The sequence below is a fragment of the Pseudomonas sp. B21-053 genome, from assembly GCF_026016365.1.
In the GTDB taxonomy this organism is placed as follows: Bacteria; Pseudomonadota; Gammaproteobacteria; order Pseudomonadales; family Pseudomonadaceae; genus Aquipseudomonas; species Aquipseudomonas nunensis.
This window is the reverse complement of sequence record NZ_CP087205.1, coordinates 2,520,005-2,543,034: the sequence shown is the minus strand read 5'-3', so window position 1 is coordinate 2,543,034 and position 23,030 is coordinate 2,520,005. Positions and strand designations below refer to the sequence as shown.

General features: G+C 58.3%; 26 protein-coding genes, 1 tRNA gene and 2 pseudogenes. 9 read left to right on the top strand and 20 right to left on the bottom strand.

All coding sequences use genetic code 11. The features are described from left to right. Positions 1-53 precede the first annotated feature (53 nt). Positions 54-965 carry an alpha/beta fold hydrolase gene (locus tag LOY68_RS11805; protein WP_265044770.1) on the top strand — a complete coding sequence of 304 codons (912 nt, stop codon included), beginning with the start codon at positions 54-56 and terminating at the stop codon, positions 963-965. A gap of 28 nt (positions 966-993) precedes the next feature. Here LOY68_RS11805 and LOY68_RS11800 read toward each other — a convergent pair. From LOY68_RS11800 to LOY68_RS11775, 6 genes and pseudogenes are all read right to left on the bottom strand, one after another. Continuing rightward, positions 994-1,179, bottom strand: a pseudogene (locus LOY68_RS11800) (restriction endonuclease); the annotation flags it as partial. A gap of 42 nt (positions 1,180-1,221) precedes the next feature. Beyond that, positions 1,222-1,944 carry a LysR substrate-binding domain-containing protein gene (locus tag LOY68_RS11795; RefSeq protein WP_265044767.1) on the bottom strand — a complete coding sequence of 241 codons (723 nt, stop codon included), beginning with the start codon at positions 1,942-1,944 and terminating at the stop codon, positions 1,222-1,224. Between the two features lie 36 nt (positions 1,945-1,980). After that, positions 1,981-2,112 carry a helix-turn-helix domain-containing protein gene (locus LOY68_RS11790; protein WP_265044765.1) on the bottom strand — a complete coding sequence of 44 codons (132 nt, stop codon included), beginning with the start codon at positions 2,110-2,112 and terminating at the stop codon, positions 1,981-1,983. Between the two features lie 86 nt (positions 2,113-2,198). Then, complete coding sequence (locus tag LOY68_RS11785; protein ID WP_265044763.1) at positions 2,199-3,386, bottom strand: toll/interleukin-1 receptor domain-containing protein; 1,188 nt, start codon at positions 3,384-3,386, stop codon at positions 2,199-2,201. 61 nt (positions 3,387-3,447) lie between these two features. Beyond that, entirely contained in the window at positions 3,448-4,650 is a 1,203-nt protein-coding gene (locus tag LOY68_RS11780; protein WP_265044761.1) for a hypothetical protein, read from the bottom strand. 195 nt (positions 4,651-4,845) lie between these two features. After that, positions 4,846-5,247 carry a DUF1801 domain-containing protein gene (locus LOY68_RS11775; protein WP_265044759.1) on the bottom strand — a complete coding sequence of 134 codons (402 nt, stop codon included), beginning with the start codon at positions 5,245-5,247 and terminating at the stop codon, positions 4,846-4,848. A gap of 159 nt (positions 5,248-5,406) precedes the next feature. Between LOY68_RS11775 and LOY68_RS11770 the strand changes: the two genes are divergently transcribed. Beyond that, the gene (locus LOY68_RS11770; RefSeq protein ID WP_265044757.1) at positions 5,407-6,069 is read left to right on the top strand and encodes a glutathione S-transferase family protein; all 663 of its coding nucleotides are present in this window, start codon (positions 5,407-5,409) and stop codon (positions 6,067-6,069) included. A gap of 144 nt (positions 6,070-6,213) precedes the next feature. Here the strand turns inward: LOY68_RS11770 and LOY68_RS11765 are convergent, their stop codons facing one another. The 3 genes from LOY68_RS11765 to LOY68_RS11755 form a co-directional block, all read right to left on the bottom strand. After that, positions 6,214-6,597, bottom strand: coding sequence for a c-type cytochrome (locus LOY68_RS11765; RefSeq protein ID WP_054048786.1), 384 nt, complete (start codon positions 6,595-6,597; stop codon positions 6,214-6,216). Positions 6,598-6,663: 66 nt separating this feature from the next. Continuing rightward, positions 6,664-6,867 (bottom strand): hypothetical protein, encoded by a 204-nt coding sequence (locus tag LOY68_RS11760; protein WP_054615324.1) that lies wholly within the window; start codon positions 6,865-6,867, stop codon positions 6,664-6,666. Positions 6,868-6,995: 128 nt separating this feature from the next. Beyond that, positions 6,996-7,316 (bottom strand): hypothetical protein, encoded by a 321-nt coding sequence (locus LOY68_RS11755; RefSeq protein WP_054615325.1) that lies wholly within the window; start codon positions 7,314-7,316, stop codon positions 6,996-6,998. A gap of 162 nt (positions 7,317-7,478) precedes the next feature. Here LOY68_RS11755 and LOY68_RS11750 point away from each other — a divergent pair, with 162 nt between their 5' ends. Continuing rightward, positions 7,479-8,414 (top strand): transporter, encoded by a 936-nt coding sequence (locus LOY68_RS11750; RefSeq protein ID WP_265044754.1) that lies wholly within the window; start codon positions 7,479-7,481, stop codon positions 8,412-8,414. A gap of 6 nt (positions 8,415-8,420) precedes the next feature. Here the strand turns inward: LOY68_RS11750 and LOY68_RS11745 are convergent. Then, a pseudogene (locus tag LOY68_RS11745) lies at positions 8,421-9,328 on the bottom strand (LysR family transcriptional regulator). Between the two features lie 100 nt (positions 9,329-9,428). On the opposite strand from LOY68_RS11745, the gene LOY68_RS11740 reads away from it, so the two are divergent. Further along, entirely contained in the window at positions 9,429-10,091 is a 663-nt protein-coding gene (locus tag LOY68_RS11740) for an NADPH-dependent F420 reductase (protein WP_265044753.1), read from the top strand. Between the two features lie 228 nt (positions 10,092-10,319). On the opposite strand, the gene LOY68_RS11735 is transcribed toward LOY68_RS11740, so the two are convergent. Both LOY68_RS11735 and LOY68_RS11730 read right to left on the bottom strand, forming a co-directional pair. Beyond that, positions 10,320-11,408 (bottom strand): polyamine ABC transporter substrate-binding protein, encoded by a 1,089-nt coding sequence (locus tag LOY68_RS11735; RefSeq protein ID WP_265044752.1) that lies wholly within the window; start codon positions 11,406-11,408, stop codon positions 10,320-10,322. 49 nt (positions 11,409-11,457) lie between these two features. Then, positions 11,458-12,759 carry an NAD(P)/FAD-dependent oxidoreductase gene (locus tag LOY68_RS11730; RefSeq protein WP_265044750.1) on the bottom strand — a complete coding sequence of 434 codons (1,302 nt, stop codon included), beginning with the start codon at positions 12,757-12,759 and terminating at the stop codon, positions 11,458-11,460. Positions 12,760-12,915: 156 nt separating this feature from the next. On the opposite strand from LOY68_RS11730, the gene LOY68_RS11725 reads away from it, so the two are divergent. After that, a complete protein-coding gene (locus tag LOY68_RS11725) occupies positions 12,916-13,788 on the top strand; it encodes a LysR family transcriptional regulator (RefSeq protein ID WP_265044749.1) in 873 nt (290 codons plus the stop codon). Positions 13,789-13,861: 73 nt separating this feature from the next. After that, a complete protein-coding gene (gene ahr / locus LOY68_RS11720; RefSeq protein ID WP_054048802.1) occupies positions 13,862-14,893 on the top strand; it encodes an NADPH-dependent aldehyde reductase Ahr in 1,032 nt (343 codons plus the stop codon). Between the two features lie 65 nt (positions 14,894-14,958). Here ahr and LOY68_RS11715 read toward each other — a convergent pair whose 3' ends face one another. Then, the gene (locus tag LOY68_RS11715) at positions 14,959-15,489 is read right to left on the bottom strand and encodes a MarR family winged helix-turn-helix transcriptional regulator (protein ID WP_265044747.1); all 531 of its coding nucleotides are present in this window, start codon (positions 15,487-15,489) and stop codon (positions 14,959-14,961) included. Positions 15,490-15,596: 107 nt separating this feature from the next. Here LOY68_RS11715 and LOY68_RS11710 point away from each other — a divergent pair, with 107 nt between their 5' ends. Then, complete coding sequence (locus LOY68_RS11710; protein WP_265044746.1) at positions 15,597-16,403, top strand: SDR family NAD(P)-dependent oxidoreductase; 807 nt, start codon at positions 15,597-15,599, stop codon at positions 16,401-16,403. Between the two features lie 107 nt (positions 16,404-16,510). Here LOY68_RS11710 and LOY68_RS11705 read toward each other — a convergent pair whose 3' ends face one another. From LOY68_RS11705 to LOY68_RS11695, 3 genes are read right to left on the bottom strand one after another with little or no spacing between them, the layout of a single operon-like run. Beyond that, complete coding sequence (locus tag LOY68_RS11705) at positions 16,511-17,488, bottom strand: saccharopine dehydrogenase family protein (RefSeq protein ID WP_265044744.1); 978 nt, start codon at positions 17,486-17,488, stop codon at positions 16,511-16,513. Then, positions 17,485-17,886: a VOC family protein gene (locus LOY68_RS11700; RefSeq protein WP_265044742.1), complete on the bottom strand. Its 402-nt coding sequence runs from the start codon at positions 17,884-17,886 to the stop codon at positions 17,485-17,487. The genes LOY68_RS11705 and LOY68_RS11700 overlap by 4 nt, the downstream gene beginning before the upstream one ends. A gap of 16 nt (positions 17,887-17,902) precedes the next feature. Beyond that, the gene (locus tag LOY68_RS11695; RefSeq protein ID WP_265044741.1) at positions 17,903-18,646 is read right to left on the bottom strand and encodes an SDR family NAD(P)-dependent oxidoreductase; all 744 of its coding nucleotides are present in this window, start codon (positions 18,644-18,646) and stop codon (positions 17,903-17,905) included. 138 nt (positions 18,647-18,784) lie between these two features. Here LOY68_RS11695 and LOY68_RS11690 point away from each other — a divergent pair, with 138 nt between their 5' ends. After that, positions 18,785-19,693: an AraC family transcriptional regulator gene (locus tag LOY68_RS11690; protein WP_265044740.1), complete on the top strand. Its 909-nt coding sequence runs from the start codon at positions 18,785-18,787 to the stop codon at positions 19,691-19,693. Positions 19,694-19,817: 124 nt separating this feature from the next. Here the strand turns inward: LOY68_RS11690 and LOY68_RS11685 are convergent, their stop codons facing one another. Beyond that, entirely contained in the window at positions 19,818-20,153 is a 336-nt protein-coding gene (locus LOY68_RS11685; RefSeq protein ID WP_054615337.1) for a hypothetical protein, read from the bottom strand. A 159-nt stretch (positions 20,154-20,312) separates the two neighbouring features. On the opposite strand from LOY68_RS11685, the gene LOY68_RS11680 reads away from it, so the two are divergent. After that, on the top strand, positions 20,313-20,564 hold the full coding sequence (locus LOY68_RS11680) for a hypothetical protein (RefSeq protein WP_054615338.1): 252 nt from the start codon (positions 20,313-20,315) through the stop codon (positions 20,562-20,564). 66 nt (positions 20,565-20,630) lie between these two features. On the opposite strand, the gene LOY68_RS11675 is transcribed toward LOY68_RS11680, so the two are convergent. The 3 genes from LOY68_RS11675 to LOY68_RS11665 all read right to left on the bottom strand — a co-directional run bounded on the left by LOY68_RS11675 (position 20,631) and on the right by LOY68_RS11665 (position 23,029). Further along, a tRNA-Gln gene (locus LOY68_RS11675) sits at positions 20,631-20,705 on the bottom strand. 87 nt (positions 20,706-20,792) lie between these two features. Continuing rightward, complete coding sequence (locus LOY68_RS11670) at positions 20,793-21,911, bottom strand: agmatine/peptidylarginine deiminase (protein WP_265044737.1); 1,119 nt, start codon at positions 21,909-21,911, stop codon at positions 20,793-20,795. Between the two features lie 20 nt (positions 21,912-21,931). Next, positions 21,932-23,029: an extracellular solute-binding protein gene (locus LOY68_RS11665; protein ID WP_265044735.1), complete on the bottom strand. Its 1,098-nt coding sequence runs from the start codon at positions 23,027-23,029 to the stop codon at positions 21,932-21,934. Position 23,030 lies beyond the last annotated feature (1 nt).

The window sequence follows — 23,030 nt, the reverse complement described above, 5'->3', positions numbered from 1 at the left end:
GTACAACGCCAGCTACCCTTCCATGGGCCCGCCCGCCCCTTTGGAGAACGCTGATGATCCGCACCCTGCTGACCGCTTCCCTGCTGCTAGCCTTGAGCCTTCCGGCACTGGCTGATGTAACGCCATTCCCCTCTGCTTTCCTGACCAAGGACATTCCCGTGGAAGGGGTCACGATGCATGTGCGCGTCGGTGGCAAGGGACCCACGGTGGTGCTGTTGCATGGTTTCGGTGATACCGGCGACATGTGGGCGCCGCTCGCTGCGGACCTCGCCAAGGATCACACCGTGGTGGTGCCCGACCTGCGTGGCATGGGCCTGTCGTCGATCCCGGACAGCGGTTTCGACAAGAAGACCCAGGCGGGCGATATTCGTGGGGTGTTGGCGGCGTTGGGCATCGAGCATTCGGTGGTCATCGGCCATGACATCGGCACCATGGTCGCCTTCGCCTATGCCGCGCGTTACCCGCAATTGACTGATCGCCTGGTGGTGATGGATGCGCCGGTGCCGGGCATTACGCCTTGGAACGAGATCGTCCGCTCGCCGATGCTGTGGCATTTCGACTTTGGCGGCCCGGATGCCGAACGGTTGGTTGCCGGTCGTGAGCGCATTTACCTGGACCGCTTCTGGAACGAGTTCGCCGGCGATCCCACCAAAGTCGACGAAGCCACCCGTCAGCATTACGCCAAGCTCTACGCCCGCCCCGGCGCCATGCACGCGGCTTTCGCGCAATTTCGCAGCATCCGCCAGGACGCCGTGGACAATGAAGCAACGATGAAGAACCGGCTGAAGATGCCGGTGCTGGCCATCGGCGGCGAAAAATCCTTCGGCAACAACGAGGCGATCGTGATGCGCAATGCCGCGGACAAGGTCACGGAAGTGGTGATCCCGGGGGCCGGCCACTGGCTGATGGAAGAAGCACCGACCGCGACCATTCGGGCGATTCGCGACTTTATTGCGCAGAAATAAAGCCGTTCATCTAACCGGACAAGTCGACTCACGGCACCGTGACATCCGCCTGCCCGTTGGATTTCAACGCTTCATGCACGAAGCCTTCGGCCTTTTTACGTTCCACGAAGGCCCTCACATAAGCCGCGCCTGCCGTCCGCTCCCGAGGGACGGCCATGGCTTGGCGAATCGCCGTGAAGGCCCCCTCAAGCACCCGATAGCACCGGTCGGATGATTTACCACGCAAGCATTCTCCATAGGAGAACGCTCGTCGTACTTACTCGGAAGGCAATTTCAGGTGGTCGATCAGGGTTTTTAACGTCGGGGGTGCCGCTTCGTATTTCTTGAAAGCCAGCAACAAGGAACGCTGCGCCCAAGGCTCATCAAGGGTGACCGCGTTCAGCTTATGGCTGCGCAGGTACTGATTGATAACGCTGCGCGGCAGCACCGCCACGCCCAGGCCGGCCGACACCATCCGGCACATGCAGTCGAAACTGCTGATGCGAATCCTCAGTTTGAGGGCCAGACCGAGTTTTGCCGCTTCGCTGGTCAGCAAGGTATGCATCGAGCTTTCGAGATGCGGCCCGACAAATTCGTGCTCCAGCACTTCTTTGAACCAGACTGATTTTCGTGAGGCCAGCGCATGGCCGGCCGGCACCACCAAAGTCAGTTCGTCATGGCGATAAGGCACCGTTTCCAGGCCTTGGGCCGCGGTCTGCACGGCAATAATGCCCAGATCGGCACGACCATCCGCCACCGCACGAATCACCGCTGAGCCGACTCGCTCTTCAATATCGAATTTGATTTGCGGGTAACGCGAAACAAAACTGGCCACGTCATCCGGCAGAAACTGCGACAGCGCCGAGGTGATTGCATGAATGCGCACATGCCCTTTCACGCCGGTGGCGTAATTCCCCAGTTCGTTGTCGAGCTGTTCGAGGGTTTGTTTGAGCTGCCGCGCATAAAACAGCATGGACTGCCCTGCCGGCGTCAATTCCACCCCCCGCGCATTGCGAATCAACAGCGGCGAACCGACCTAGGCCTCCAGCTCGGTGATCCGCTTGCTGATCGCCGACACCGCCAGGTGTTTTATGCGCGCGGCACGGGTGAGGTTGCGCTCCTGCGCCACAGTAATGAAAAGATCCAGGCTCGTCAGGTCGTATCGCAACGGGATAAATCCTTGGCTTGAGAGCGCTGAGTGAAACACGCCTGTCAATCATTGCGCTACGCGTGGATGCCCGACGCCACTGCTTTTTATGAATCACTTATAAAATTCGTGTAAATGTCCTGCTCGACCGCAGCATCGATTCTTTCCGCTTCCTCCTGATCGATAACATGATCAAATTTTCCCTCGGCAAACTTCGAATCCCAATACTGTTCCAAAATGAAATGGTCCTCACTGGACAAATTATTCAATACGCTGACCGACGCTCTATACACCTCATCCCAATCCACTTCGCCACTGGGATTAACATAACCACTCCGCGCGGTGGCATCATCATCCATTTCTTGAGCAAATCTGGAAAAAGCTACCCTTGCCAGGTTTATCGTCAGTGCCGGACTTGACAAATACTTATACTTATTCTGATCAGAAACAATATTAACCAGTACATCTTGAGCAAGATCTTCCGCCGCTTCTTCGCCTACGGCTTTTGACATGAAGAAACTAATCAGGCTACTCCTGTAAAATTCCAGCCGCTGATCTACTGGCTTCACGGCATGTTGCTCAAGCTGCCAGATACCTATGATTTTTTCATTGTTCAATTCAAGCTCATCTGCCTCAAAAAACTCTTGTTGAAGTTTTCTAAAGGTTTCGTATGCGGATTCAACATGAACGACTATAGAACCCCGAGTGATCTCAATGATTGAAATAGACGGATCCTTGAGTTTTTTTCCAAGATGCTGAAGTAGGGTTTCTACTCCTCTCTTTTCTGACTCTTCAAACTCCCCATCCAAGACAATGGCGTACCTGATCATTTCCTTTGGAAAATTCGGCTCTTTTCCATGGTCACTTGGAAAGCTTGGTTCGCTGACAGGTTTACGCCGCCCATACAACAGAGCTGTCTTTACAATTTCTTTCGCTGTGTTTTTATCTTTGCCGACGATATCCGCATAAACTCTTGCCTTTAACAAGCCGTCGGGCTTGCACTCTTTCACTTTAATAGGAATAATTTTTCTTTTCTCACCCAGGGGGTCATCTGCAAACGCAACTTGCCATTCGGCTGCCGTAAAATCGGAATTGAGAAAATCTTCAGTCAACACACAGATGGTGGAGTCTGAATTTTTTGTAGCATTGTGCATCTCTTGCGTCCAGCTGTTACCTGGGACAAAGTCCCACGCCTGAATAATAACTTTGTTCCCCACATCTTCCACAACCCACGCGATCCATTCAGCCCAAGCCACGTCATTTTTGTTGTAACTGACAAAATATGTTTTAGACATGAGAGCGTTATCCCAGAGTAATTACCCGTGGCTCAGGCACAATAACTGTGCACTGCCTTTATTATCCGAACATACTTGGCGGCTCAGTTCGGGTGGTTTTCTGTGTTTCATGATAAGCGCGAGGAGGATTACGCCAAAGAGATGCCAGTAGCCAACGTGCCTCTTTAGTATCCTTCTCTGCCCCCGGTCCAAAGTCGATTAATGATGCCTTTGAGCTAAATATCGGCTGGAGCATTTCGTAAGCGAACTTACCCGTTCTGACTCGCCGGGACACGATTGCATTAGATAAACGACGCCACACCAGACCTGAAACGTAGTTCCCCAAAAGGATTATCAGCAGCAGCACAACCATCAAAGTCAGAAAACACAAAAAACCTGCTATGAAGGCGCCCAAGAACAGCCCCTGTTGATTGGGAGAAAGGAAATGCCACGCGGCTACAAAAACAGGAATACAAAGACCGAACAACAAAGCGACTGAAACCATGACCAGGCTTATGGGCGTTATCGCAACGGCTAAAAAAGCCGACACCCAAGGTGCAGGCTGATGCCGCGACTGATAAAGTTTTAACGTCGAGCGCCAGTCACCATAAAGATACAACATCAGCGCTCTGACACTGGCAAAGCGCCTCGACTGAACTCTTTTCAAATTAAAAACCGGGTAACCTCTTTGCGCCGTATTCGGCAACCTACCAGAATTATACTCAACCAAAAATATCAAAGGCTTTTCCAAGTGAATGGCGGCCATAACCTCATGCTGCACAAACGACGGTTCAGGCCCCGGTATACATAAGACCATATCGCACTGGCGTATTCGGTCTTGAATAGCATCCAGCAGTTGATCATGTTCAGGGGCGGTCACAAATGGAAGGTATTCAAAATGAAGGCGACTGTCACCAATCATTGATATGAGCTCTTCCATCACCGTCAACTTGGAATGATGGTAGGACACAAACACCGCCAGCTTATTCCTGCGCGCTATAAAAGCCCAACCCAGAGTAGCTGTTACAATAATGGCTGATACACCTGCGATAGCAAAAACAAACTGCCCCGCCAACAACATCGGCGTCTTCGCCCAGTTCCACCCCTGCACAATTCCATCCCACTGCGCGCTGTAGACACCCAGCGTCGTCTGAATAGGGCTGGTAAAATAGTCAGGTATTATTTTTATTGCAGATATTAAATAGCCAACAACACTCACAATACAAACGACTACAACAACAAAAGCAAAAAGACCAAAAACAAAATAAGCCCAGGCGGAGCCCACCTGGCCCTGGGGGGGAACGACTCGCGTCCGAGGCCTTCTCATAAAAATCACCGCTGAATAATATCGACCCGTTAATCTATAAAAAACCTAGCACCTCCCGAGGCAACTCGCCAACGTGCAGGACGTATCCCTGACACTTTGACGAAGCGTCCGCCCGAACCATTCGAGCATCTCATCATGCCGTGACCAAGCCTTTCATTGGCCACGCTTCAAGGTGTTAAGCGCCACCGCCGCACGAATCAGCGCCTTCAACGCGGCCTCATCAATCTTCTCGTCCTGGTGAATATCAATCGCCCGCCGGGTGTTGCCTTCGAGGCTGGAATTGAACAGGCCTGAAGGGTCCTCCAGCGAGGCGCCCTTGGCGAAGGTCATTTTCACCACGGCCTTGTAGGCCTCGCCGGTGCAAAGGATGCCGGCGTGGGACCACACCGGCACGCCGCGCCATTTCACTTCCTCGACCACGTCGGGATCGGCCTTGTGGATCAGCGCGCGGATGTGCGCCAGGGTTTCGCCTCGCCAATCGTTCAGTTCGTGGATTTTTGCGTCGATCTGCGCAGCGGCGCTAGCGCCCTCTTCTGCGTCCGTTGCCTTTTTCATGCTGATCGCCTCACGGGGTGGTTGCCGACCCTTGAGTATTGCTGACGACGGATTTTTCTCCAGGCGCCGCGACCGCTGGGTAGGCTCGCCTCGCGCATCCCTGAACCTCGGTCGATACTGCAACGTTGTGGGCTGCACACGTTCATCGAGGACTGAAAGATGCCGCTGACTCTTTACTACCATCCGCTCTCGTCGTACTGCCACAAAGTGCTGATTGCGCTGTACGAAAATGGCCATGAATTCGAAAAGAGGATCGTCGATCTGGCGAGCGAGGCCGACCGCGCCGAGCTTCAGGCACGCTGGCCGATCGGCAAGTTTCCGGTGGTCCAAGATCACACGCGCCAGCGCGACATGCCGGAGTCCACGATCATCATCGAATACCTGGACCGCTTTTATCCTGGCCCGCAGCCGTTGGTTCCCGAGGATTGGGAGGCGGCGCTGGAGGTGCGTTTGTGGGATCGCTTTTTCGATCTGTACGTTCAGGGACCGATGCAGCGGATTGTGGCGGATCGTCTGTTCTCCCTGCATGGCGATTTGACCAAGGAGCGTGCGCTGCTGACGACGGCGTATTACATGCTGGAGCGGCGGATGGCGTCGAGGATCTGGGTGGCCAGCGAGGCCTTCAGCCTGGCCGACTGCGCGGCGGTCCCGGCGCTGTTCTACGCCAGCACGCTGCTACCGTTCCCCAACGACTGCGGGCATCTGAGTGCCTACTTTGAACGGTTGATCCAGCGACCGTCCGTGCAGCGGGTCATCGAGGAAGCCAAGCCGTACTTTCAGTTTTATCCGTTTGCGGAGGCGATTCCGTTGCGGTTTCGCTAACGTAGCCGCACCGCAAACTGATTGTAGGAGCGAGGCTTGCCCGCGAAAGCGCTATAACATTTAACCTCTGTGGTGGCTGTTACAAAGCCTTCGCGGGCAAGTCGGACCGCCGCACCGCTCGCTCCTACAATTGGTTTTGGGGTGCTAGGGAAAGGTTTGCAGGTAGGCCAGCAGGTTTTCGATTTTTTCCGGATCGCTGATGCCCCAGAAGATCATACGGGTGCCGGCCACCACGCTTTTGGGATCTTCGATGTACTTGGCCAGGGTTTCGCGGGTCCAGATCACGCCGGAGGATTTCATCGCCTCGGAGTACTGGTAACCGGTGGTGCTGCCGGCCGTCCGACCGATCACGCCATTGAGCTCTGGACCAAAGCCCGGGCGCGCCGATTCGCCGACTTGATGGCAACCGCCACAGGTGCGGCTGAACAGCTTACCGCCTGCCTCGGCATCGCCGGCCGCGTAGGCCTGGGTGCCGAGCAATCCAGTGGTGAGCATCAGGGCGAGGGTCAGGATGGCAGCGCGGTTCATGTAACGGCTCTCGAAAAAACGAGCGGCTATTTCATCACGACCCGCGTCGATACCGAAGCCTTCAATTTAATCGTGCAGCAAACCCGAGCTGTACTCGCTGAAGTTGCTACCGATAGCGCTCCCGCCGAAATTCAGCTTGTTCGAGGTGCGGCCATCAAACTGCTGGCAGCCATCGGAAAAACAACTGCTGGTGGTCACGCCGGAACCCGAACATGCGCTCAGGAGCAAAGCACCGGCGATCAACACGACTTTAAAGAGATTCGATTTCATTGTTCTGTTCCCTTTCGCTGCAAGCATGGCCACGCACCACCCGAAGCCATCATCCTAAGCCGCTCGCAGCTGAACAATCATGAAACTTCAAAGCTCGACAGCATCGGTTCAGCAATGCAAGCGACGGCTCATTTACGCGCCAATTTGTAGCGCACGCAGTCCTCATAAAAGCTCTTGCGGATCGCTTCGGGCTTGAACCGCGACTTGCTGTCGTAAGTTTGCTCGGTAATCCCCATGGCCATCATGCGCATCCATGATTTATCAAACTTGTAGCCCTGGATCTTCTGGCGCGCGGCGTACAGCGAAACGCCTTGCAGTTTCAATTCCTGAGCCCTCGCCGCTGTCCCTGCGCCCCAGCTGCACATGTACCGATCATTGGGCTTCAGCTCCTTGGCTTCCACCGGGATGGCAACGCTCGCCAGAGCCAGCGAGATCACTAGATTGCGCAATTAAATTCACCTAACCATCTGAAAGTGCGGCGATTCTGGCGATTAGTCGAAGGTTTGGGGGCCAGCAAAATGCCTTACTTGAGGCAGCCAAATCCGCACGTTCGCCTACACTTGCTTCCCGTGCATGGATTATTCAAATGTCAGTCGGCAAATGAGGCCCTGATGACAAAAACAAAAAGACTGATTGGCTTGATTGCCTTATTGCCTGCGATCACCGTGCAAGCGGACGACGGCGGCATCAGTTTCTGGCTGCCCGGCCAGTTTGGTGCACTGGCAGCGGCGCCAACCGAGCCGGGCTGGAGCCTGCCGCTGGTTTATTACCATGTCAGTGCCAGTGAAGGCGGGAGCAAGCCGTTTCCACGGGGCGGCCGGACCACCGTCGGGCTGGATGCAAAGGCGGATTTGCTGTTCGCCAGCCCCACCTACACCTTCGCCGAACCGCTGCTGGGCGCTCAAGCCGCGGTCTCGGTGGTTGCCGCCGTCGGCCGCTCCGAGGCCAGTGTCGATGCCACGTTGACCGGTCCGCGCGGCCGAAACTTTTCCGGCGGGGTGGACGATAGCCTCAAGGGCGCGAGTGACGTTTATCTGCTCGGTACAATGAAGTGGAACCATGGCGTGCACAACTTCATGGCGTACACCATGGGCAACGTGCCCGTTGGCGCCTACGACCCGGATCGCCTGGTCAACACCGGGCTTGGCCATGCCTCGATGGACGCGGGCGGCGGTTACACCTACTTCGACAAGACCAACGAGTTTTCCGCCGTGGCGGGCATGACCTACAACTGGGAAAACACCGATATCGACTATAAAAACGGTATCGACGCCCACCTCGACTTGAGCGCCTCGCACTTCGTCACCAGCCAGACGCACCTGGGCGTGGTCGGCTACGTTTACCATCAAGTCACGGGGGACAGCGGCAGCGGCGCGACCCAAGGCGATTTCAAATCCAAAGTCAGTGCCGTCGGGCCTCAGGCCGGGCACTTCTTCAAAGTCGGCAAAGAACTCTGGTACGCCAACCTCAAAGGTTACTACGAGTTTGACGCGGAGAATCGCGCCGAGGGCTGGAACAGCTGGCTGACGCTGGTTGTGCCGCTATAAGCCTGCTCAAGGCACAGCAAAATGCACCAGCGCCGCGTCGATAAATCGTCGGAGTTTGGCGGTTCTCTGACGATTGGCCGTATAGAGCAAATGCATCTGCCGGCTTGGTGCTTCGTATTCCGCTAACAGCCGCACCAACTCACCGCTGCGCAAGGCGGGCTTAAGAAAATCTTTGGGCCCAAGGACAATCCCGAATCCGTCCAGCGCGGCCGACAGCAGTGCCTTGCTCTCATTGACGTGCAATCGACTGGCGACTTGCACGCGCTCAACCGTCGAGCCCTTGCAGAACACCCATTCGCGGTCTGCCGGCCGGGACCAATAGGCATAACCCAGACACTCGTGGTGCTTGAGATCATCCGGGGTTTGCGGCGTGCCGCGTTCAGCCAGATAACCCGGCGCGGCGCAGGTGATCAATCGATAAGGCGCCAGCGGCCTCGCGGTCAAACTCGACGTGGCCAGCGGGCCGATCCTGAACGCGACCTCATAGCCCTCCTCCACCAGATCGACGAAACGATCGGTCAGATGCAGATCGATTTCCACCTCGGGATGCTGACGCAAAAACTCCGTGACAAACGGCATCAGGCTATACGAGCCGAAGGTCACCGGTGCGCTGACTTTCAGCTTGCCCCGGGGGGTGTCGTTCATGATCTGCGCCAGGGAGTCGGCAGCCTGGGCCTCGCTCAAGATGTGTTTGCAGCGTTCGTAATAAGCACTGCCCAGTTCCGTCAGGCTTTGGCGTCGGGTCGTACGGTTCAGCAGTCGTGCGCCCAGCCGCTGCTCCAGCGCTGCTCCAGCGCGGCGACATGCTTGGCGACCATCTGCGGCGACATGTCGAGACGCTCGGCGGCGCTGGCATAGGAGCCGGATTCGGCCGCCATCACAAAGGCGCCCATGCTCGTCAGGCGATCCATCATTCGACACTCCTGGTAACGAGACTAAGTAGCCGATGATTATTTATCTGCGCCTGGTTGGCAATCATCATGGTTTCTCCTTACCAACCTACGGAGTACGGACATGCGAATCGGGATTATTGGAGCAGGCTTTATCGGGCGCGCAGTGGCGCAATTGGTCATCGCGGCGGGGCATGAAGCGATGCTCAGCAATTCACGCGGCCCGCAAACCCTGAGCAGCGTGCTCAGCGGCATTCGCGGCAGTCAGGTCGGCACTGTCGAAGAGGCTACACAGTTTGGCGAGGTGGTGTTGGTGGCCATTCCACTGGAGCATTACCGCAGCTTGCCGGCCCGGTTACTGGAGGGCAAAACCGTGCTGGATGCCAACAACTATTACCCGGCACGCGACGGCCACATCGACGCGCTGGATCGTTTCGAAACCACCACCAGCCGCCTGCTCGCCGAGCACCTGCCCCACTCCAGTGTGGTCAAGGTGTTCAATGCCATCCTCGCCCAGGATTTGTTGCAAGACGGCCGCGCCAAAGCGGCACCGGATCGACGCGCACTCCCCATTGCGGCGGATGATCCGGTGGCGAAAGCGTTGGTGATCCAGTTGCTGGACGAGATTGGCTTCGACGCGGTGGATGCCGGTGGACTGGATGAGAGCTGGCGGTTTGAACGGGCTAAACCTGCCTATTGCATTGCGCTGAATAAGGATGGGTTGAAGGCTGCATTGGCGGCTGCCGAGCGGCAGGTCGAATTGCCCGAGGGGTCGTGGCGTCATTGAGCGGATTAACGAGACAGGTCTATTGAATAGCGGGGACGCATTTATTTAACGAATTGCTCACAAAACCGATAGGAGCTGCCGAAGGCTGCGATCTTTTGATCTTGATTTTTAAAGGCAAGATCAAAAGATCGCAGCCTTCGGCAGCTCCTACAGTGGACCGTTGGTGAGCACAGAATTTGTGGTCGGCGACGATCCACTGTGGGAGCGAGCCTGCTCGCGAAGGTGGTTTCAGGTGTTGGTCTTCAGTTTGTTCCACAGACGGGTGGTCAGCCGTGCGATGGCGGGCGGCAGGTCTTCCACGGTGAACAGTTTTTCCAGCACGGTTTTCGGTGGGTAAATCGCCGGGTCTTGCTTCACCTCCGGTACTACATCGGCGTCCGCCGCCAGGTTGGCATTGGCGTAGTGCACGCTGCTGCTGATGTTGGCAATCACCTTGGGCTCAAGCAGGTAGTTCATGTAGGTGTAGCCATTTTTCTCGTGGGGCGCGCTCTTGGGCATGACCACCATGTCCATCCACAGGGTCGAGCCTTCGTCCGGGATCGAATAGGCGATGTCGATGCCGTTCTTGGCTTCCTTGGCGCTGGCAGCGGCTTGCACGATATCGCCGTTGAAACCGATCACCGCGCAGATGTTGCCGTTCGCCAAGTCACTGACGTATTTGGAGGTGTGGAAGTACTGAATGTACGGCCGGATCTTCAGCAGCGCCTGCTCGGCCTTGGCGTAATCCGCCGGTTCGTGACTGTGGTGCGGCAGCCCCAGGTAATTAAGGGTGATCGGCAGGATCTGCGTCGGGTTATCAATAATCGCCACGCCGCACTGGCTGAGTTTCTTGATGTTGTTCTCATCAAAAAACAGGCTCCAGGAATGGGTGACATCGGTGTTGCCGAAGATCGCTTTGATTTTCTCGACGTTATAGCCGATGCCCGCCGTGCCCCACATGTAGGGATAGCCGTACTGGTTGCCGGGGTCGTTGACCTCGAGTTTTTTCATCAGCGCCGGGTCGAGGTTTTTCCAGTTCGGTAGTTGGCTTTTATCCAGCTTCTGAATCGCCCCGGCCTTGATCAACCGCGACATGAAATGGTTCGACGGACTGACCACGTCATACCCGGTATTGCCGGTCATCAACTTCGATTCCAGCACTTCGTTGCTGTCGTGGATGTCGTAGGTCGCCTTGATCCCGGTGGCCTTGGTGAAACCGGGCAGCGTGTCGTCGGCGATGTAGCCGCTCCAGTTGGAAATATTGACCTGTTCGTCGGCGTAAGTGACTGCCGAAAACGTCGTGAGTAAGACCGCCAGGGAGACAGGATGGACGCGCATGTTCGATCACCTAGTTTTGGAGAATTTTTGTTGTGTGATTGCCGATTTTCTAGATTTCTGTTCTGGCCCTGACCGCCTCCACGCGCATACGCAACATGGCACCGATATCGAGCAAAGGTTTGGGCGGCAGCCAACCGGGCTGGGCTCTTTGCATCACTGAAGCCAACAACGGCGAACTGGCGCCCGAAGCCAGTTCGGCGAGCAAGCGTCCCCACAGGGTGCCGCGCGCGACGCCTGAACCGTTGCAACCGGCCACGGCAAACACGCCCTCCTCAACCTTGGCGAAAAACGGTTGCCCGGAACGCGAGGCGCTCAGATGACCGGTCCAGGTGTAGCGAATGTCCTGCTCGGTCAACCACGGGAAGCGGCGCTGCAAGCCCATCGCGTGATGTTTTCGGCGCAGCAGCAGATCGCTGTTGGACAGGTCCCGGGAACGGTATTCAGCGGTGTTGCGGATCATCACGCGACGGTCCGGGGTCAGCCGCACCGTGGCACCGAGTGGCCGGGTAGACAGCACGCCCCAGGGCTCGACGCTGCCGATCGCTTTGAACTCATCGGCGGTCAACGGCCGTGTCAGGCTGGCGCTAAGTTCCATCGGGAACGTGCCGCTGTCGGCGATTCCCGAGCGCGGGATAAAGGCGTTAAGGCACACCAGCACCTGTTTCGTCTCGATGCTGCCCTCAGTGCCTTGGGCACGAACTCGTCCCTGAGCTGAACGTTCCAGCCCAGTGATATCGGTGTTTTCGTAGAGGGTGACATTCGGCGGCAACGCATCGAGCAAGCCCTTCACGTATTTGGCCGGTTGCAGCAAGGCGTTGCCGTTGCCGCACCAGATCGCGGCCTGGTAATGCCCGGTGCCGAGTTTCTGCTTGAGCTGTTCACCTTCCAGAAACTGTGCCGAGGCGCCCACGGCGTGCAGCGTTTGCAGCTTGGCTTCGACGTGGGTCAACTTGGCCGGATCGCTGACAGCGAAGAAGTAACCCGCGTCCCGGAAATCGCACTCGATGCAGTGACGAGCAATCCGCTGGCGGACTTCCTCGCTGGCAGCGCGGGAAATTGCGGTATCAACTTCATAACCGGCGAAACCCCGATTTCCCGACAACTCATCCGTGGCTGGATGTTCATGGGCCACGACAAACCCGGAATTGCGCGCCGACGCGCCTTGCGCCGCGCGCTGCCGGTCGACGATCACGATGCGACTCTGAGGGTGCATTTCGGCGAGGGAATGAGCGGCGCACAGCCCCGTAATCCCGGCGCCAATGATCAGCCAATCGGCTTTTTGCGAACCACTCAAGCGATCACGAACCGGGGCGTTTCCCGCCTGCGCAATCCAGCCACATACGTTTTCCATGCATCACCTCATTGACTGTCATTCGGCTAACCGCATCTGTCGCCACATGCAGTAATCGCATGAGCCGATTGAGATAACAGCAGCCAGAGCTAGAATCTATAAGGTCTGTAGTGATACAACCAACGTTATAAAATCATCGGACTATTCTGAAAACGCATGGATAAAATTCGCCACGTTCCTTCCCTCCAAGGCCTTCAGGCATTGGTGGAAGTTGCAGATTCGGGCAGCTTCACCCAAGCGGCGCAAAAGCTCTGTTTGACCCAAAGCGCCGTCAGCCGCCAAATCCAGCAATTGGAGAGCCACTTCGGCGTACCGCTGTTTGTCCGCAGCAGCCGCAGCCTGCAATTGACCGCGGAAGGCGAACAGGTACTGGTCAGCGCACGGCAGATCCTTGAGCAACTGAAAACCCTGGAGGATCGGCTTTCCCCACAGAAGCGTCCCTTCCGCATCCGCATGCACGTGTCCCTCGCGGTCCGCTGGTTGTTGCCGAAACTGAACGACTTCTACCTGCGCTACCCGGAGATTTCCCTGTCGATTGAAACCGTGGCGACGGAGATCGTCGAACCGGCCAGCGACAGCGACGCCTACATCCTTTACCTGCCCGAACCATCGAACGACCCGGCCAGCCTGACCCTGTTCGACGAAGCGCTGGTGCCGGTGTGCGCGCCGGGCCTGGGCCCACTGGATTCGATGGATGACCTTGTGCGCTTCGCGCTGCTGCACCGCTCGGCGGACAAGCAAGCGTGGATTGATTGGCTGGCGGCCAATGGCGGCAAGTCACTGGAGGATTACCGGCACATCCCCTTCAACCTCGACGAGTTGGCGCTGGATGCAGCGGCACGCGGATTGGGCGTGGCGATGACGGATCTGACCCTGGCCCAGGAATCGCTGGATCGCGGGGTGCTGGTGGTGCCGTTCGGTCAGCCGTTGAAAACGCGGGGGATTTATTCGCTGTGCCCACAGCCGTCGGCGGCGAGCCATCCGGCGTGTGCGCTGATCATGCAGTGGTTTGCGGAGCAGGCCAGTTAGTCAGATTGACCTGACCCGCTACACTTCTCTGGCTTCGCCAAAAAAACCTCGTTGTCTGATAAGGAGGTATCTCATGAGCGACCATCCCGAACTCACAAAATTTACTGGCTGGGCGGCAACGGCGGCCGGTGCGCCACTCGAGCGTTTCAGCTACGACCCCGGTCCGCTGGGGGAAGAAGAAGTGGAAGTGGCCGTGGAGTATTGCGGTGTCTGCCACTCCGACCAATCGCTGATCGATAACGATTGGGGCGTCAGCCGATACCCGTTTATTCCCGGTCATGAAGTGGTCGGCAAAATCGTGCGAGTGGGCACGCAAGTACGCGGTCTCGAAGTGGGACAGCGGGTGGGAATTGGCTGGTACAAGGGCAGCTGCATGCATTGCACCTCGTGTATCGGCGGCGATCATCACCTGTGCGGCACCGTCAAACCCACCATTATCGGCAGTAATGGCGGCTTCGCCGACCGCTTGCGTTCGCATTGGGCCTGGGCCCTGGCGATACCGGACAACCTCGACCCGGCCATGGCTGGACCGCTGTTCTGCGCTGGCTCGACCGTATTCAACCCGCTGGTGGAATTCAACATCAAGCCTACCGACCGGGTCGGTGTGGTGGGCATCGGCGGCCTTGGTCACCTCGCCTTGCGCTTCCTCAACGCCTGGGGCTGCGAAGTCACGGCGTTTACCTCGTCGCTGAACAAGGCCGACGAAGCCAAGCGCCTGGGTGCGCACAATGTGATCGCCTCCACCGACAGCGGCGCGCTGAAAGCAATTGCCGGTACCCTCGACTTCCTGCTGGTCACCGCCAACGCCAACCTCGACTGGACAGCCATGCTCGGCACCTTGCGTGGCAAGGGTCGCCTGCATTTCGTGGGCATTGTCCCCAGCGCCATTCCCGTCAGCGTGTTTGACCTGATTCCCCAGCAAAAGATTTTGTCTGGCTCGCCGGTCGGTTCGCCCAGCAACACGGCGACCATGCTGGAATTCTGCGCCCGGCATCAGATCCTGCCGCAGGTGGAGATGTTTGGAATGAGCCAGGTCAACGAAGCCGTCGATCACCTGCGCAGTGGCAAGGCGCGCTATCGCGTGGTGCTGGACGCCAGTAAATAAGTAGCGCAGAGCCATTTGTGGCGAGGGAGCATGCTCCCTCCGCCACAGGTTCGGCTGATCGCCCTTCAGTTCCCGCTGTAGGCAGCCAGAAACTCATCAGAAGCCACGTAGTCGGCGACCGCTCGCAAGGAGGCCGCCGCCTCGGCCCCCAACACCTCTTCGACACGCTGGTTAGCCGTACCCCAGTGCACGATCGCCTCCTGCAAGAGTTTGGTGCCCGCCGGGGTCAGGACCGCGCGTTTGGTTCGCCGGTCGTGTTCGTCCGCTTGAAGCTCGACCAGGCCATCGCGTATCAGCGGTTTAAGCGCATGGGTCAGGGCCGAAATCTGGATCGCCAGTTTTGCTGCCAGGTCCTGCAAGGTCGGCGCCTTGCCCGCGTTGGCGGCCGCCATCCGATTGGTTTCCGCCAGCAGTGAAACCTGCGTCGCCTTCAACCCCACGGGTGCGAGGGCATCGTCGTACAGGTTTCCCAAGCGTCGCGCCGCGAGCCTGAGGGCTGTATTGGTACACACCAGGACCTCGAAGGCCGTTTTCTCTTCGATTTGGTCCTGAGGTGCGTCATTTGTTGCTGTGGAATTGCCGGGAATTTTGTTCATGGCGAGATGATGGTTGAGTACAACACTATTGACAAGCCCCAGTCATTCGATCTTACACTTGTGGCCTCAACTATTAGCTTGAGCACTAAACCTAAAGAGGCAAAATCATGACTACATCGAAGAAAACTGCTGTTGTGACGGGCGCATCCTCAGGCCTCGGCGCTGTGTACGCTGACCGCTTGGCGGCACGCGGTTATGACCTGGTGTTGGTGGCTCGACGCGCTGATCGCCTGGCAGCGCTGGCCGACAAATTGACCAGCAGCTACGGCGTCAGCGTCCAGAGCCTGGTGGCGGATCTTGAGAAAGAGGCGGACGTCGCCAAGGTGGAAAAGGTCCTGAGCAGCGATACCAGCGTGCAACTGCTGGTCAACAACGCCGGGCTCGCCAAGTTGCGCCCGCTGGCAGATTCGTCCATCGATGACTCCATGACCCAGGTGTCGCTGAACATCATCGCGTTGACCCGCCTGACCCAAGCCGCCCTGCCCGCCTTCGTTTCGCGCAACGCGGGCGCCATCATCAACGTTGCGTCGGTGCTGGCGGTCCAGTCCTGGGCGATCAGTTCCGTGTACAGCGGCAGCAAAGCCTATGTGCTGGCCTTCAGCCGGGGCATTCAGGACGAACTGGCCAAAGCCGATTCGAACGTGAAGGTTCAGGTCGTGTTGCCAGCCTCGACCGCCACCGAAATCTGGACCGAAGGCGTCTCCGGCGTGCCGCTGTCGGCCCTTGGAAAGGACACGGTGATGAGCGCTGAAAATTGCGTCGACGCCGCACTCGCCGGCCTGGACAACGGTGAAGCAATCACTTGGCCTTCGGTCGAGGATCAGCGCCTGTGGGACGAATACGCCACCGCCAGCGCGGCACTCTTCGCCGCGACGCAAACCGGCACTCCCGCTTCTCGCTATCGCATTGCATGACCACCTCAAGCGGCTCTGGTATTCAGGGCCGCTTTTTTACCGCTTAAATATTTGCATTCAACGAATATCCATCTTCGATGAACGCAACATTCACGCGCTACAACACCCTAAAAATCGGTGATGGTCGTCCCGGCAATCGACTCGGCGAAACCCATTCCGAATACGCGCGCAGGGGTTTCAAAACCGGCTCGCCGTTCACCGGCCAATACCCGCCGCGCTGCTTCTACGGCAGCCATCGGCGTGTAGCTGTAGCCGTTGACGGTCTCGATCACCGAGCGCGCGACGCTGCCGTCAGCGCCGGTGACTTCAGCCACTGCCCGGGCGAGATGAGCTTCACGCTGCTCGGTGCTTGGGCCGTCGGGAAGCAGTGACAAGTCTCCCTCGGGGAACGCATCGCCGCTGATGTGCACGAACATCTCGATATTGGCGATGCCGGTGGAATGCCAACCAGTGACCAGGTCACCGAAGGACAGCGGCGCGCAGAGTGCCGGGCCGTCACCGAAATCGAAGTGTCGGGGTTGCACATCCGGCGTGGCCACCAGTTGTCCGTCAACCCGCGCGAGAAGGCCGGCGCCAATGATTTCGCTGACACTCATGGCTGATCCCCGGGACATGGAGCCCGCGACCTGCAGCGCCACCCGCAGTGACTGAGGGTTTTGCACGCGGCGCGCGACGTGCATCGCCAGGCAATCAGTCGGCACCACGTCCCAGCCAACGCCGGGCAGCAACATGACACCCGCTTCGGCGGCCTGCGCGCCCAATCGTTCGGCCAGTCGATAGACATTGATCTCGGCCGTGATGTCGAGGTAATCGACCCCGCCCTGGATACAGGCCTGCATTAGCGCCTCTGCGGTCTTGGCGAAAGGCCCGGCGAAATTCAGCAGCACGCTGATGCCGTCCAGGGCTTGCGCAGCATGGGCATCGGCGGTGAAGACCCGGTAAGGAACGTCGAGTTGCGCGGCGAGGGATGCCAGTCTTTCGGCATTGCGCCCTGCGATGACAACATTCAATCCCTGTGCCTTGGCGTGCTCGGCAGCCATGCGACCGGTGTAGCCCGTCGCGCCGTAGATCATCAGTGATTTCATGGCGTGTGCTGCCAGTTTTTGTAGACGAATTCGAGGCTGTAGCCGTCCGGGTCAAGGACATTGCCGGCGTAGTAGTTCGGGTCGTAATGCAGGCGCGCGCCCGGCGCACCCTTGTCGACAGCACCGTTTTCCATGGCCGCCGTGTAGGCGGCACGGACCTCGGCCTGACTGTTCGCCACGAAACCGACATGCACGGCGCGCCCTTCCATCACGCCCTCGCGCAGCCAGAAAAACACCCGCCCATTGGCGCCGAACCCCTTGAGGTCCGGGTGGCCGGGAGGTCCGTCCTTGCCGTCGTAATCGAGCCGCGCGGTAATCCCCAGCGGGGTCAGTGCCGCCGTGTAGAAGCGGATCGAACGTTGAATGTCACTGACCGAGATAAAGATATGGTCGAGCATGGGGCAACCTCGCTAATCAGATGATGTAGCCGCCCGAGACTTCAATCGTCTGGGCATTGATCCAGCGTCCTTCTTCGGACAACAACATGGCGATAACGCGAGCGACGTCCTGCGGCTCGCCCACCCGGCCGAGGGCGGTTTGCGAGGCGAGCAGCGTCTCGAACTCATCATTCAAACCGCCGCCCAGTTCGGTGCGGATCGCCCCCGGTGACACGGCATTGGCGCGGATGCGCCGAGGGCCGAACTCCTTGGCCATGTAGCGAGTCAACACGTCGAGTCCGCCCTTGAACGCCGCATACGGTGCGACGCCGGCCGTGGCCACGCGGGTCGTGGCGCTGGTGAGATTGACGATGCTGGCGCCCTCTTCCATCAGCGGCAGCAAGGCCTGGGTCAGGAAAAACGGGCCTTTGAGGTGCACATTCAACAAGCCGTCAAACTGCGCCTCAGTGACCGATTCGAGGGGATTGAACAAGCCATGCCCGGCGTTGTTCACCAGGCCGCCGAGCGTCGCCACGCCCCAGGTAGCCTGCAAGGCTTGTTGCACGGCCTCTCGGAAACGCGAGAAACCGCTGACCTCCGCGACGTCCAGTTCCAGCGCCACAGCCTTGCCGCCTGCTGCCTGAATACGTTGAACGACGGCGTGAGCTGAATCAGCATGGCTCTTGTAGGTCAGGATCACGCCCATGCCGCGCTCGGCACACAGTTCGGCGGTGCTGGCGCCGATGCCCCGGCTGCCTCCGGTGATAACGATTACGCTCATTCGTTGCTCCAATGTCGCTGGGATGAGTCACCACAGTAATCATCGCCATCGCCACGGGCGCAGCCGTTCCTGCCCGAATCCTGCCTGTTTCTGCTTTTTGCTTGCCGGGGCGCATCACCTTGAGTTCAGATGGTCCCTATGACAAACCCACTGAATGAACTGCGCGCCCTGGCTTCCCGGGCCGAAAACCGCCGCACGGAGACGGGCATCCCGCGCGTCGCCATGGTCCAGGGCGCCATCCCGGAGCATATGCTGGCCGCGGTTTACGACCCGATGATCAACCTGATCCTGCAGGGCAGTAAATCCATGACCGTCGGTGACCGCACGCTGCGCTATGACCCGGCGACGTACTTTGTCATGTCCATCGAGTTGCCGGCGGTGGGCACCGTGCACCCGGCTATTACGGGCGAACCCTATCTGGCGGTCAGCCTGACGCTGGACCCGACGGTGCTTTCAACGTTGCTGGCAGACGTGCCGATGCCCGCCAGGCGCTACGAACACGACGCCGGATTTTCCGTAGCCGCTGTCACGCCGGAACTGATGGACGCCTGGCTGCGCATGTTGCGATTGATGGACCACCCTGAATCCATCGCGGCCCTGGCGCCCGCCTATGAGCGGGAAATCCTCTACCGCGTGTTGCAAGGCCCGCATGGCTGGATGCTGCGTGAAATTGCGGCGCCGGATACCGCCATGGCTCGGGTCAGCCTGGCGATTCAGTGGATCCGCCGCGACTTCGCCGAACCGATCCGGGTTGAAGCCCTCGCCCAGAAAGCGGCAATGAGCGTGTCCGCGTTCCACCGGCACTTCAAAGCCGTCACCACGTTGAGCCCGTTGCAATATCAGAAACGGGTTCGACTGCTGCAGGCCCGGTCGCTGATGGTGGCCAGCGCCAAGAGCGTGACCAGCGCGGCGTTCGAAGTTGGCTATGAAAGCGCGACCCAGTTCAGCCGTGACTACGCGCGGATCTTTGGCCTGCCGCCGGCACGGGACGCCGCGAGGATCGTCGGCGAAACCAAAGGGCGGATTGATTCATCGGCCTTCAACTAAGCGAACTGGATGCTGCGGCGTAAAAACCTGCACGCAAAAAAAGCCCCGCGACCCAATGGGGTGCGGGGCAAAAAATTGGTTGGTTGCGGCCAACCAAAGGAGCATCGGTAAAAACGTTGATCGGTTACAGGCATTCCTGTGCGGCGCGCTCGAAACTCGATGGCATGAAGCTCGATGCCAGCAATTGGCGCTCATACACAAACACTTTGCCGCCGCTCGGTGTCTTGTAGGCTTCCAGCACATTGTTCGCCGTGACTTTGCTCGGCACCACGATCCGGTAGCTGCGCTGGGTTTGCGAGACCGTCGGGGCCAGTGCGTTGCCTTGGAGTTTGGGCACGACGCAATCAGCGTATTCGGCAGGCGTTTTTTTCGTCTGCAGGGTCAGCGTCGGGTCATTCGGCGCCGAGGCGCAACCGGCTAGCAGCAGGGTCATGACAGCCAGTTGGCTCAGTGTCTTCATCGCACATGTTCCTTGAGCAACGTTTTCGATGGAGGCGATTTTCGACGTTTACCCGGCAAAGCAGAACTTGTGATTCTTGATTGTCACTATTGCTTGAACCAATAGTTGCGCCGCGTGCAGACTGCCAGCCAACCCGACGACAACTAAAAGGATTTCCCCGTGCGTACTTTTGACCTGATTCGCGATGCTGTCCTGCCCGAGTTCCGTGACCGGGTGGCTGAATACCTGGTCGAGTACGAAACCGTTCTGGGTGAAAACCCTTCCGATTCGGAACAAGTGCGCGCCACGGCTCATCAGTTACGCGGGTATTTGCGCGGCTTGAACACTACGCGGGTGCTGGGAATGGCGGATTGGGAAGAGCTGGATCGGCGCGTGGTGGGGACGTGGCTGACGCAGCCGGATCAGCTATAAGCTTTGACAATACAGAACAAAAAAGGGGACAGATCAGTCGATCTGTCCCCTTTTCTATAAGGAATATGGCAGGGGCGGCTGGATTTGAACCAACGCATGGCAGGATCAAAACCTGCTGCCTTACCGCTTGGCGACGCCCCTGCAAGAGCGGGCGGAAATTTATCAACTTTCTCCGCGTCTGAAAAGCCCCCCTGCGCATATTTTTTGTTTTAAAACAGCCACTTGTCCCTAGACGAACGGTTGATGGCTGGTTACGCAGTGAATTCCACCACCTCCGGCAGACACGGCATCAATATTGAGCTGCACCACTTCGCGGTCCGGATAGAGCCCGGACAACAGCTCAAAAGCCTTTGCGTCCGCCGCTTTGTCACCGAACTCGGGCGCAATGATCGCCCCGTTGATCACAAAGTAATTGATGTAGCCGGCCGCAAAATCCGGGTTGTTGCGGTTGAACTTGCTTTGGCGCGGTTTCAACGGTGGCGACACGGTGTGCACCTGGAGCTTGCGACCATCGGCGTCCGTGGCGTTTTGCAGAATCTGCAGATGCGCTCGGGTGACCTTGTAATCGTATGACGCGGGATCGTTGTCGAGGTTGGCGATCACCACGCCCGGCTTGATGAAGCGCGCATAGAAATCGACGTGGGCGTCGGTGATGTCCTTGCCTTTGATCCCCGGCAGCCAGATGATTTTGCGCAAACCCAGGCGAGCTTTCAGTTCTTGCTCGACCTCGGCCTTGCTCCAGTCGCGATTGCGGTTGCTGTTGATCCAGCTGCTTTCGGTCATGATCCCGGTGCCGTGACCGTCCACTTCGATCGCACCGCCCTCGCCCACCAGTTCGCTGCGCAGATACTCCGCCTCGGCGTTGCGCGCGACCAAAGCCGCCAACTTCGCATCCTTACGATGCTGCTGTTTGTTGCCCCAGCCGTTGAAGTTGAAATCCACGGCGCCCAGTTCGCCTTGCCCATCGACCACAAAGTTGGCGCCGATGTCGCGCATCCAGATGTCGTCGAGTTCGGTGATGACGTAGGTGATGTTGGTGGTGCCGCAGTGTTCTTCGGCTAGTTCTCGTTCACGCTGACGACAGAACACGGTCACCGGTTCATAACGGGCGATGGTGCGCGCGATCAGGCCGATGGCGGCTTGCACGTCGGCAGTGAAATCCTCCCAGATCGCGTCCTGAGCGCCAAACGCGATGAAGGCCCGCTCATGTTTATCGCCCTCATCCGGCATGTGCCAAACACCCGGGGTGGCCGCTTGCAGGAGCGACGGCGTCAGGCCCATGGACACGGCAGCGCCGAGGCTGGCAACCACCGAAACCTGTTTGATGAACTCACGACGCGTCGACATGTATTGCTCCCTTTGTGAAGTCATTTCGCGGTGGCCGTTTTGAACTTGGTCCAGGTGCGCATCCGCGCGCGCATATCGGACTGAGGAATGTCCTTGCCGGTAATCAGCCGCGCATAGGTGGCCTCGTCGAGGTAAATATCCGGGTTGTTGCGCATCGCAGCATCGACGCTCGGGCGCGCCTTGGCATTCGAAGTCGGGTAACCGGTGAAGTTACTGATGGCAGCCATGTTCTCCGGGCGCATCACGAAGTTGATGAACGCATAGGCATATTCCGGATGTTTGGCATCCACCGGAATCGCCATGGTGTCCATCCACACCGTGGTGCCTTCGCGGGGAATGCGGTACTGGAACGAAGTGGTCTTGCCAGCGCTGTCGGAGGTGCGTTGCGCCTGGGTCATGTCACCGCTGTAGCCAAGGGACAGGCACAGGTTGCCGTTCACCAAATCAGTCACCGGTTGCGACTGAAACTTGCGAATGTACGGGCGTACTTTCATCAGCAGCTCACTCGCTGCGGCCAGGTCTTGCGGCTTGGCGCTGCGAGGATCGCGACCGAGGTAATTGAGCACCACTGCCAGCACTTCGTCGGGCGAGTCGATCATCGAGATGCCGCAGTCGGCAAATTTGGCCGCCAGTTCCGGTTTGAACAGCATGTCGAGGCTGTTGACCGGCGCATCCGCCAGACGCTGTTTGATCTGCTCGGCGTTGTAGGTCAGGCCGATGGTGCCCCAGGTGTAAGGCACGGTGGCTTTGCCTGAGTACTCGTAATGAGTGCGCAGTTTCTGCAAGCCGGGTTCGACGTCGCCCACAGCGGTGAGTCTGGATTGATCCAGCGGCAGCAAACTGCCGGCGCGCATCAGGCGCTCGGACACCGTGTCTCCGGGGAAGATCAGGTCATAACCGCTGCCACCGGCGAGCATTTTGGCTTCCAGGGTTTCGCTGCCATCCATGACGTCGTAGATCACCTTGATCCCGGTTTCGGCGGTGAATTTGCTCAGGGTGTCCTCGGCAAAATAATCGGCCCAGTTGTACAGCCTGAGGGTTTTCTCTTCGGCATGCAGCGATGGCGTGGCACACGCGAGTGTCAGGGCCGCGAGCAACAGTTGGTTGGCAATGCGCATG